This is a genomic window from Paraburkholderia sp. (genome assembly GCF_036488505.1).
Classification (GTDB): domain Bacteria; phylum Pseudomonadota; class Gammaproteobacteria; order Burkholderiales; family Burkholderiaceae; genus Paraburkholderia.
Genome location: NZ_DASXHN010000178.1, coordinates 1 through 10,422, shown reverse-complemented (window position 1 = coordinate 10,422; position 10,422 = coordinate 1). Strand labels below are relative to the sequence as shown.

Genomic DNA, 10,422 nt, shown 5'->3' with positions numbered 1-10,422 from the left:
GTCGTCCGCTCGTTGCGCCGCTCTCCCCTTCATTTCCGTTCGGCGGCTTCCCCGCCCCCTATCGGCGGAGGCACCGGTCTTGTCGCGCTGCTCGCACCGCACGCCACTGTCGCGTCAGATCTGCTGTCAGCACACGTTCCGCGCTTCCAATCCTCTGCTCGCTCCGGGCCTCGTGCCCCCTGGTCCCCAATGCGCGCCGGTATAATGTGCGCTTTGCGGCGGCGCCTCCCAGAACCATTGCACGCGCTTTTCATGGACCGCAAGGCTCCCGGTCGGAAGCGCCATCGCTCGCCCAAGCCCGCGCAAGCCACTTCGCCCGCTAGTCCATCCGCCTGTTCCACCCAACTCCCGACCCAACGCCGGCTCCCCGGACTCAACCCTCGACCGACCATGACTGCGAAACTGATCGACGGCCTCGCCCTCTCAAAGACCCTGCGCGCCAACGTGGCCGCGCGCGCTGCCGCCCTCACCGCCCGCGGCCATCAGCCGGGACTCGCCGTCATTCTGGTCGGCGACAATCCGGCCAGCGAAGTTTACGTGCGCAACAAGGTCAAGGCCTGCCACGACAACGGCTTGGGCTCGTCGTTCGACCGCTATCCGTCCGATCTGCCCGAAGCCGAACTGCTCGCGCGCATCGACGAACTGAACCGCGATCCGCACATCCACGGCATTCTGGTGCAACTGCCGCTGCCCAGGCACATCGACAGCCACAAGGTGATCGAGGCGATCGCGCCGGAGAAGGACGTCGACGGTTTTCATGTCGCCAATGCCGGCGCGCTGATGACCGGCCAGCCGCTATTCCGTCCGTGCACGCCCTACGGCGTCATGAAAATGTTCGAGGCCTATGGCATCGATCTGAAGGGCGCGAACGCGGTGGTGATCGGCCGCTCGAACATCGTCGGCAAGCCGATGGCGCTGCTGCTGCTCGAAGCAGGCGCGACCGTCACGATCTGCCATAGCAAGACGCGCGATCTCGCCGCGCACACGCGCAACGCCGACGTCGTGGTGGCCGCGACCGGCCTGCGCAACATCCTGACCGCTGACATGGTGAAGCCCGGCGCGACCGTGATCGACGTCGGCATGAATCGCGACGACGCCGGCAAGCTGTGCGGCGACGTCGACTTCGCGGCTGTCAAGGAAGTGGCCGGCCATATCACGCCGGTGCCGGGCGGCGTCGGCCCGATGACGATCACGATGCTGCTGGTCAACACGATCGAAGCGGCCGAGCGCGAAGCGAACGCGTCGAACGCGTAAGCGTCGAACGCGTAAGCGTCGAACGCGTAAGCGCGGCGCAGCGTCAAGCCACCTGCGCCCGCGCGGCCCGCCCCAGCATCTGATAATTTGTCAGCCAACGGATTGGAATTGGCGCTTCGCGCCGCAATAATGCTTTGTATCCGGTGCCGCCACGCGAAATGCGCCGCGCGTCGAGCGGAACACCGTCTCCACGGAATGCGCGCACCGCCGTACCGCCCCATTGATCCGCGTCAGACAGGAAGCCCTATGTCCACTACCGCCACGCCTCAAGACAATCCGCTCCTCGATTTTTCCGACCTGCCGCGCTTTGGCGACATCCGCCCCGAACACGTGACGCCCGCGCTCGACGTGCTGCTCGCCAACGCGAGCGCCGCGGTCGAGCGCGCCGCGCTGCCGATCACGCCCGCGTCATGGGCCGACGTGGTCGAACCGGTCGAGCGCGCCACCGAGCCGCTGTCGCGCGCGTGGAGCGTGATCGGCCATCTGAACGCGGTCGCCGATACGCCTGAGCTGCGCGCCGTGTACGGCGAAAATCTGCCGCGCGTGACCGAGTTCTGGTCGAGCGTCGGCCAGAATCTGGCGCTCTACGAAAAGTACAAGGCGCTGCATGCGAGCGACGATTTCGCGTCGTTCACCGGCGAGCGCAAGAAGATCCTCGGCAACGCGCTGCGCGACTTCCGCTTGTCCGGCGCAGAACTGCCCGAAGACCAGAAGCCGCGTTTCGCCGAATTGCAGGAGCGCCAGGCGGCGCTGTCGAAGGCATTCTCGGATCACGTGCTCGACGCGACCAATGCTTACGCATATTTCGTCGACGCGGGCGACGACGCGCAACTGGCCGGCCTGCCTGACGACGTGATCGAAGCGGCAAAGGAAGCGGCCGAGCGCGAAGGCAAGAGCGGCTATAAGTTCACGCTGCACTTCCCGTCGTATTTTCCGGTGATGCAGTACTCGGAAAACCGTTCGATGCGCGAAGCGATGTACCGCGCGTACGTGACGCGCGCGTCCGAACTCGGCGCGCAATACGGCAACGGCAAGCCGGAGTGGGACAACACCCAGGTGCTCGCGGACGAAGTGAAACTGCGTGCCGAAGAAGCCGCCATGCTCGGCTACGGCAACTTCGCGGAAGTGTCGCTTGCGCCGAAGATGGCCGAGTCGCCGGCGCAGGTGATGGCCTTCCTCGAAGACCTCGCGACGCGCGCGCGTCCGCATGCCGAGCAGGACTGGAAGGAACTGCGCGAATTCGCGGCGAGCGAGCTCGGCATGAGCGATCTGCAGCCGTGGGACATGACGTTTGCCGCCGAACGTCTGCGTCAGAAGCGCTATTCGTTCTCCGAAAACGAAGTGAAGCAGTACTTCCCCGAGGACACGGTATTCAAGGGCTTGTTCAAGGTCACCGAGACGCTGTTCGGCGTGCGCATCCGTCGTGACGAAGCGACCGTCTGGCATCCGGACGTGCGTTTTTTCCGCGTCGAGAATCAGGACGGCGGGCTGGTCGCGCAGTTCTACCTCGACCTCTATGCGCGTGAAGGCAAACGCGGCGGCGCGTGGATGGACGATGCCCGCGGCCGTCACAAGCTCGCGCACGGCGCGGTGCAAACGCCGGTCGCGTATCTGACCTGCAATTTCTCGGCGCCGGTCGGCGGCAAGCCCGCCTGCTTCACGCACGACGAAGTGATCACGCTGTTCCACGAATTCGGCCACGGTCTGCATCACATGCTCACGCGCGTCGATGAGCTGGGCGTGTCGGGCATCAATGGCGTCGAATGGGATGCGGTCGAATTGCCGTCGCAATTCATGGAAAACTTCTGCTGGGAGTGGGACGTGCTGTCCGATATGACGTCGCACGTCGATACCGCAAAGCCGCTGCCGCGCGAGCTGTTCGACAAGATGCTCTCCGCGAAAAACTTCCAGAGCGGTCTGGGCACGCTGCGGCAAATCGTGTTCTCGATGTTCGACATGCAACTGCATACCGGCTTCGACGCGAACGGCGGCAAGAGCGCAAACGACCTGGCGCGCGAGATCAACGAGCGCTTCCACGTGGTGCCGCAGGCGCCGTTCTCGCGCTGGCCGAATACGTTCAGCCATATTTTCGCGGGCGGTTACGCGGCCGGCTACTACAGCTACAAGTGGGCAGAAGTGCTGTCGGCCGATGCGTATGCCGCGTTCGAGGAGGCCGCGCAGTCGGCCGGCAGCGTGCTCGATCAAGCCACCGGCATGCGCTATCGCCGCGAGATTCTCGAAGTGGGCGGCAGCCGTCCGGCGATGGAATCGTTCAAGGCGTTCCGCGGGCGCGAGCCGAATATCGACGCGCTGCTGCGGCATAACGGTATGGCGCCCGGCGCCGCGCATTGAGCATCTCGTCATCGTAGATTCGGTGCGTGCCGGATAACAACGGACCAAGCGTCCGCAACGGCGGCCTGTGCAAGCAGGCCGCCGTTTTCGTTGGCGCACCAGATGCACGACCGCTAGCCGCGATGCAGTTTGAAATCCACCTGTTCAGGCCGCCCGTCGAGCGATAACGTCGCGCGCGCGGCCGGCGCGCGGCTCACCACCTTGCCACGGCTCACCACCGCGAGCCGCGCGGCGCGTAGGCGGATCGCCTCGACTTCGTCGCGCGCGTCGAGCAGCACCAGGTTGGCCGCGCATCCGGGGGCAATGCCATAGCCTTCCAGACCGAGAATCCGCGCCGCGTTCAGCGTGACGGCATCGAAACACGCGTGCATGCCGTCGACGCCCGTCATCTGCGCGACGTGCAAGCCCATGTGCGCGACTTCGAGCATGTCGCCCGAGCCGAGGCTGTACCACGGGTCCATCACGCAGTCGTGGCCGAACGCGACGTTGATACCGGCGGCCATCATCTCCGGCACGCGTGTCATGCCGCGCCGTTTCGGATAGGTGTCGCTGCGGCCTTGCAGCGTGATGTTGATCAATGGATTCGCGATCGCGGCGACGCCCGACTCGCGCATCAGCGGCAACAGCTTGCTCACGTAGTAGTTGTCCATCGAATGCATCGACGTCAGATGCGAACCGGCGACGCGTCCATGCAGCCCGAGCCGATGCGTTTCGGCCGCGAGCGTTTCGATGTGGCGCGACAGCGGATCGTCCGATTCGTCGCAATGCATATCGACGCGCAAGCCCTGCCCGGCCGCGTACTCGCAAAGCACGCGCACCGACTGCGCGCCGTCGGCCATCGTCCGCTCGAAATGCGGAATGCCGCCGACCACGTCGACACCCAGACCGATCGCGCGCTTCAGATTGTCGAACGCGCCGGCGCTGCGCAACAGGCCGTCCTGCGGAAAGGCGACCAGTTGCAGATCGAGATACGGCGCGACGCGGCGCTTCACTTCGAGCAGCGCCTCGACCGCCAGCAGGTGCGAGTCGCACACGTCGACGTGGCTGCGAATCGCAAGCAGACCGCGCGCGACCGCCCAGTCGCAATACTGCATCGCGCGCTCGATCAGCGCCTGTTGCGTGAGCGCCGGCTTCAGTTCGCCCCATAGCGCGATGCCTTCGAGCAGCGTGCCCGACGCATTCACGCGCGGCAGGCCGTACGACAGCGTGGCGTCCATATGGAAATGCGGATCGACGAACGGTGGCGTAACGAGCGAGCCCGCAGCGTCGATTTCCTCGCGTGCGCTCGCGGCCAGATGCGGTTCGACTGCGACGATACGGCCCGCATCGATACCGATATCGACGAGCGGCGCGTGGCGGTGTTGCTGCGACTGTTGTGCAACGCTGCGCGGCAGCGTCCCGCGGCGGATGATCAGGTCCATGTATCGCTCCCGTTGATCGCGTTCGGATTCGCTACGATTCTATCGGCGCCAGAAAAGCATGGGCACCCGCTCGATGCTGACGCGGTTGCGCACGCCGTCACGAACGGGCGCGTGATTACGACCGCGAATGCCGTACCGGCGCATGTTGGTCGATCCGTACCGGCGGCGCGCGACGGGGCGCGCCTATACTCGCCGTTTCAGGTAAGCATTCACGGAGCGGACAGATGAAAACGATCGGCGTGATCGGCGGCATGAGCTGGGAGTCATCCGCTGAGTATTACCGGCTGCTGAACCGCCACGCGAAGGCACGCCTCGGCGGCCATCACAACGCACGCAGCCTGCTGCTAACCGTCGATTTCGCCGAGGTCGAAGCGAACCAGCGCGCCGGCGACTGGCACGCGCTCGGCGAGCAAATGGCCGACGCCGCGCGCCGGCTCGAACGCGGCGGTGCCGATCTCGTGATACTCGCGACCAACACGATGCACCGCGTGTGCGAATCGATCGAGCAGGCGATCACGGTGCCGTTCCTGCATATCGCCGATCCGACCGGCGCCGCGCTGCGCGCGGCGGGCGTCGAGCGGGTCGGGCTGCTCGGCACGCGCTACACGATGGAGCACACGTTCTACAAGGGGCGCCTGCGCGAGCGTCACAGTCTCGAGACGCTGGTGCCCGACGAGGCGGAAAGGGCTGACGTGCATCGGATCATCTACGACGAGCTGTGTCACGGCAGCGTGGACAGTGCGTCGCGCAAGGTCTATCAACGCGCGATCGACAGTCTGGCCGCGCGCGGCGCGCAGGCGGTCATACTCGGTTGCACGGAAATTACGCTGCTGATCAAGCCGGAAGATTCGTCGCTGCTGGTGTTCGATACCACCGCGTTGCACGCGCAGGCGGCGGTGGAATGGGCGATTGAATCGGCGTGACAGCGGTTTTGATGTCGAGTGACGCGCAGGTGGTTCATGTAGGAACACGCGCGGACGGCATAGCCGATGCTATGCCGTGAAGTTGCCGCTAGAAGTCAAAAAAGCCTACAGGAATTTCGTCATGCGGCGGGCCTTCCATATCTGCGACAGCTCCAGCCAGACGAAGCAGAACTGTGCATGCGAGCGCACCTGCGACGCATACCGCCAGGACCTGCTGTTCACTCACGCGCGCCCGACGCTCTAGTAAAAGCCCCGGTAAAGCAGGGCCAGCATTGCACGCGTGTGGTTCGGAAGCTATTGTGCTTCGGGTGGCTCGACTTCGATGGAGTCGAGCGTTTCCGAAATTGAAGTCGCTCCGCGGAGATCGCTGCCAGTTATTTGCCGACGGTGGCTATCAAAGAACTCTGTTTTGGTATCGATGACGAGAGTAACGGGAGTGTCGCCATGCGGACTATGCCAGATCGCCTGAAAGCGGTACGGTCCCATTCGTGCGCCGCTCATATGGGGCATCGTCGGACTATCTATTCGGATTCCCCAGCCGGTGTCGGTAACGGAAAACGATTGCGCTATAAAGTCCTTGAATTGCGGACGCTCCTTTAGCATTGGCAGGATGTTATCGATGAAGCTAATCGACCCTTCTGCGTAGGCAGTTGGAACAAGTAACGCACAGAACAACCCGACTATGAGTCCCTGTATTGTCCGGAAACCACACTGACGAAGGCTCACTTTTACTTTCCATCGCAGCAATTGTTAGGGCAACCGGGCGATAGTTCAATCTCCACACGTCTGACCTTTGCGGGCGACTCCACTAAATGCCGAAGCGGTTTATAGATTCCAGCGCGAACGTCGTATGGAACTTGATCAAGACCAAACTGCGTCAGCATTGTCTTGGCCGCCTCCCCACGTTGCATTGCCAATTTTTTAGGCTCTTTCTCGCTTGCCTCCGCCATTCCACCGATGGACAGCACCTCTTGAATGGGATACCTGAGACGCATGTCGATAGCCCAATTTGCCAACTTTAAAACCTGATCCGTCGGTACCTGAGCGGAGTTCCTTCCAAAATACAGATCGATATTTTGACCCGGAAGATTGTGGGACGTATTGCATGCTTGTGCGCTGATCGACAGCAGCCCAGCCGCCAAGGCACTCAGTTTAATATTCATAGACGACGTACCCCGCAAGGCTGTCCGCATTATTAATCGCTTGCTGCGGATGTTCTTGACCCCATGTTGCCAGGAATCGCGTGATCGTATACTTCCAATCTTTGCTGCCAAAAGTGTCAGCAAAGTGCGTGCACTCGTGAATGATCGTTGACAGCTTCGAATCGCCTCCCGAAGTAAAGTCACGGGTTTCGCAAAAAACTTCGTGGATACTGATGGTGTGTGTGGCTGTATCAGGAGCGCAGACGTGCGCCGCAGAGCCACTGCTGACCGGATGCGGCAAACACCCAAGAACACTGTCGAGTTCTGGAGACTGCCGAACGAAGTTCTTCGGTTGAAGATTGCGCATAACTTCGTTGACTGCCTTAAATCCTTGAATCAGAAGATCGCGCGTCGCATCGTCCCTTGTTCCAAACCAGTTGGCGACGCGCGCTTGCTCCGAAGCATTCCATGTCTTCAATGCAGCTATTCGCTTGTCAACCAAAACAACCGCGTCGTCGCGCAACGTCATAACTTTGGCGCGAAATTCGGCGTCCGTCATGTTTGGGCATATGGGTGTAGTGTCAATTGTCACATGAACCAGTGATCCCGGATTCGTGCTCGTCACTGCGCCAGAATGAACCTCAAACCATTCCTCATTTTCGCTCGCCTCGAAGCCATACGTATTGCTTCCATCAGAACCGTTCATACTCGATTTTTCCCTGTAACTGTAAAACTTCCCCGCCGATAACATGACCGTTTCCCCGTTGTTGAGCGGATCGCCTTTAACGACTGCGTCGTAAGTTCCCGACGCGCTCTAGGCCCCCTCTGACTCGGTGAAGTCGAGAGATAGCCGCTGCGGCTCATCTGTCGAAATGCGCCGCGTGCACCCTTGAGAATCCGTAACGCCGCTCGCGATGACACTCGAACCGATGCGCACTCGATAACGCGCCCCCGCTAACCGCTTGCCCGCGCGGTCTTTCAGTGCGAACTGCGCATAGAACCGATTTGGGGCACGGTCGCGACAATTACACGCCCCATGCGTACCCCATGGCGTCGGCCATGTCATAGCCGTTTGAATACGACCGAATTCTATCTAGCGGAAAGAACTCGCCGGTTTCCACGTTCATCGTCATTGCTGATGGCATGGCCGGGAAAGTGGAGAATATTGCATATGTGACCCGGCAAAGATGGCACTCCTCCTTGCCTCCGGTCCTTTTCTGTATCTGCTGCTCCATTCGACCTCTTCTAATTTTCCAGACAACACCCGACGAATTAACTCTCCAGACGGGTCACACAGTCAACCGCTTTAAATTGGGATAGGGCCGTTTTGACAAATATTGACGAAGATGCATGATGCAATCAATTCACGACGCATACCTCTGTATCGACATGATGAAAAAGGCGCGACAACTCTCGCCTGTCGGTTGATGTGACAGACTGCCCCTGTTGTTAGTGGGGAGCGGAAACCACCGGTGTGCGCGCTTGCGTCAGCAGTTCGATAGCCTCGTCTGAGATGATGCGGCCTTGATATGCGTCCTTCGCATCAAGCGCGAGAACCTCAAACAGTTCCAATGCACGTTCATTGGTCAGCTCGGCGAGCGATTGCTCGATATCGTGTGCGATGAACTTGTGTCAGATGACGCGCAGGCGGGATTGATTCCGCCGTAGGTCGCTATTTCGGCCAAAGAGATTCGAGCGAAAGTAAGCACACTCGACCGGCAGATTGAAAACCGGACGCAGGCGCAGGCCGAAATGAGAGTGTCAGCGGCGCTGATAGAGCAGCTGGAAAAAAAACCGGAAGTGAGCGCAAGGCGCTTACCACGCTTTGACGCAACGAAAGATCAACAGCGAACAATTCGCGGCAATTGCGCAACCCATAAAGGCACGAACAATAGAACTCAGGGAAGTGTTATCGGAGGAATCCGTCGATGAGGCGCGGCAAATAAACGCGACGCTGATGGAACCGATAGAGATACAGAAGAAGGACGGTGCTTACTTCGCGTCCTATAAAGACGTTTCCGAACAACTGCTCGTCTGTGCTGCCGGAAATCAGTCTTGAATTGTGGTTGCGGGGGTAGGATTTGAACCTACGACCTTCGGGTTATGAGCCCGACGAGCTGCCAGACTGCTCCACCCCGCGTCAGAGAAAAAAGATTATATCGGCTGGTTCATTAAACGTCAAATGTGGATGCACGCCATTGTTCGTGCGCGTGATGTGCTCGCGCAATCGCATCGACTCTTGCACGACCAACGCGCGCGCATCAACACCTAAGTGTCCATTAGTGACCCTCTGCACAGCGCATGCTCGCGCACGATAAGATGCGGGACTACTGAAAGCTGGAATCGCCGCGGCGATGAACACACGCTATCGATCAGAACACGGACCCGGGCATCACCGCGCCTGGCCCGCAAGCATACGAGAACGACATGAAAATCGCGACGTGGAACGTCAACTCACTCAAAGTCCGCCAGCAGCACGTCATCGACTGGCTCGCGAGCAGCGACACCGATGTGCTGTGCCTGCAGGAGCTGAAGCTCCCCGACGAAAAATTTCCGCGCGCCGAACTCGAAGCGATCGGATACCGGAGTTTTTATGTGGGCCAGAAAACCTATAACGGCGTCGGTATTCTGGTGCGCGAAGGCCTGAACGTCGACGAGAGCACCATCGTGCGCAACATCCCCGGCTTCGAGGACCCGCAGCAGCGGGTGATCGCGGCGACTATCGACGGCGTACGCATCATCTCAGCGTATTTTCCGAACGGCCAGGCGCCAGGCACCGAGAAGTTCGCGTACAAGCTGCGCTGGCTGGACGCGCTGCACGACTGGCTCGCCATCGAGATGACACTGCACCCGAAGCTCGCATTGCTCGGCGACTACAACATCGCACCCGAAGACCGCGACGTGCACGACCCGAAGGCGTGGGAAGGACAGAATCTGGTGTCTCCCGAGGAACGCGCGGCGTTCGTGCGGCTGATTGGACTCGGTCTGCTCGATGCGTTCCGCCAGTTCGAGCAGCAGGAGAAGATCTATTCGTGGTGGGATTACCGGATGCTGGCGTTCCGCCGCAACGCGGGGCTGCGCATCGATCACATCCTGCTGTCGAAAGCGCTCGCGGATATCTGCACGTCGTGCGACATCGACAAGGTGCCGCGCAAATGGGAGCAGCCTTCGGATCACGCGCCGGTATTCGCGCAGTTGGGTTGAAAGCTTGCCAGAAGGCCTTTGAAACCAGAACGGGCGACACCTGGATGGCACGTCGCCCGTTTATTGCATGGTCGCCTGCTTCGGCGCGTGCTCCGGCGCCTGCTTGGCCCCGGCTCAGGCGTCTGC

General features: G+C 61.0%; 10 protein-coding genes and 1 tRNA gene. 5 read left to right on the top strand and 6 right to left on the bottom strand.

The genetic code is table 11. The features are described from left to right. Positions 1-390 precede the first annotated feature (390 nt). Both folD and VGH68_RS10490 read left to right on the top strand, forming a co-directional pair. Positions 391-1,254, top strand: coding sequence for a bifunctional methylenetetrahydrofolate dehydrogenase/methenyltetrahydrofolate cyclohydrolase FolD (folD, locus tag VGH68_RS10495; protein WP_331603536.1), 864 nt, complete (start codon positions 391-393; stop codon positions 1,252-1,254). A gap of 246 nt (positions 1,255-1,500) precedes the next feature. After that, complete coding sequence (locus tag VGH68_RS10490; RefSeq protein ID WP_331603535.1) at positions 1,501-3,606, top strand: M3 family metallopeptidase; 2,106 nt, start codon at positions 1,501-1,503, stop codon at positions 3,604-3,606. Positions 3,607-3,719: 113 nt separating this feature from the next. Here the strand turns inward: VGH68_RS10490 and VGH68_RS10485 are convergent, their stop codons facing one another. Beyond that, complete coding sequence (locus VGH68_RS10485; protein ID WP_331603534.1) at positions 3,720-5,027, bottom strand: amidohydrolase family protein; 1,308 nt, start codon at positions 5,025-5,027, stop codon at positions 3,720-3,722. 224 nt (positions 5,028-5,251) lie between these two features. Between VGH68_RS10485 and VGH68_RS10480 the strand changes: the two genes are divergently transcribed. Next, the gene (locus VGH68_RS10480; RefSeq protein WP_331603533.1) at positions 5,252-5,950 is read left to right on the top strand and encodes an aspartate/glutamate racemase family protein; all 699 of its coding nucleotides are present in this window, start codon (positions 5,252-5,254) and stop codon (positions 5,948-5,950) included. A 294-nt stretch (positions 5,951-6,244) separates the two neighbouring features. Here the strand turns inward: VGH68_RS10480 and VGH68_RS10475 are convergent, their stop codons facing one another. The 4 genes from VGH68_RS10475 to VGH68_RS10460 form a co-directional block, all read right to left on the bottom strand. After that, complete coding sequence (locus tag VGH68_RS10475; protein WP_331603532.1) at positions 6,245-6,676, bottom strand: hypothetical protein; 432 nt, start codon at positions 6,674-6,676, stop codon at positions 6,245-6,247. Positions 6,677-6,678: 2 nt separating this feature from the next. Further along, positions 6,679-7,113 carry a hypothetical protein gene (locus VGH68_RS10470; protein ID WP_331603531.1) on the bottom strand — a complete coding sequence of 145 codons (435 nt, stop codon included), beginning with the start codon at positions 7,111-7,113 and terminating at the stop codon, positions 6,679-6,681. Then, positions 7,103-7,798 (bottom strand): M35 family metallo-endopeptidase, encoded by a 696-nt coding sequence (locus VGH68_RS10465; protein ID WP_331603529.1) that lies wholly within the window; start codon positions 7,796-7,798, stop codon positions 7,103-7,105. Before VGH68_RS10465 ends, VGH68_RS10470 begins: the two co-directional genes overlap by 11 nt. Positions 7,799-8,541: 743 nt before the next feature. Then, positions 8,542-8,664, bottom strand: a complete 123-nt coding sequence (locus VGH68_RS10460) for a hypothetical protein (protein WP_331603528.1) — start codon at positions 8,662-8,664, stop codon at positions 8,542-8,544. A gap of 253 nt (positions 8,665-8,917) precedes the next feature. Here VGH68_RS10460 and VGH68_RS10455 point away from each other — a divergent pair, with 253 nt between their 5' ends. Beyond that, positions 8,918-9,151: a hypothetical protein gene (locus VGH68_RS10455; protein WP_331603527.1), complete on the top strand. Its 234-nt coding sequence runs from the start codon at positions 8,918-8,920 to the stop codon at positions 9,149-9,151. Positions 9,152-9,155: 4 nt separating this feature from the next. On the opposite strand, the gene VGH68_RS10450 is transcribed toward VGH68_RS10455, so the two are convergent. After that, positions 9,156-9,232, bottom strand: a tRNA-Met gene (locus VGH68_RS10450). 287 nt (positions 9,233-9,519) lie between these two features. Between VGH68_RS10450 and xth the strand changes: the two genes are divergently transcribed. Then, positions 9,520-10,296, top strand: coding sequence for an exodeoxyribonuclease III (gene xth / locus VGH68_RS10445; protein ID WP_331603526.1), 777 nt, complete (start codon positions 9,520-9,522; stop codon positions 10,294-10,296). The last annotated feature ends 126 nt before the right edge of the window (positions 10,297-10,422 follow it).

Coding starts and splice junctions, on each gene's coding strand:
- folD (WP_331603536.1), top strand. CDS start 391: ATGACTGCGAAACTGATCGACGGCCTCGCCCTCTCAAAGACCCTGCGC.
- VGH68_RS10490 (WP_331603535.1), top strand. CDS start 1,501: ATGTCCACTACCGCCACGCCTCAAGACAATCCGCTCCTCGATTTTTCC.
- VGH68_RS10485 (WP_331603534.1), bottom strand. CDS start 5,027: ATGGACCTGATCATCCGCCGCGGGACGCTGCCGCGCAGCGTTGCACAA.
- VGH68_RS10480 (WP_331603533.1), top strand. CDS start 5,252: ATGAAAACGATCGGCGTGATCGGCGGCATGAGCTGGGAGTCATCCGCT.
- VGH68_RS10470 (WP_331603531.1), bottom strand. CDS start 7,113: ATGAATATTAAACTGAGTGCCTTGGCGGCTGGGCTGCTGTCGATCAGC.
- VGH68_RS10465 (WP_331603529.1), bottom strand. CDS start 7,798: ATGAACGGTTCTGATGGAAGCAATACGTATGGCTTCGAGGCGAGCGAA.
- xth (WP_331603526.1), top strand. CDS start 9,520: ATGAAAATCGCGACGTGGAACGTCAACTCACTCAAAGTCCGCCAGCAG.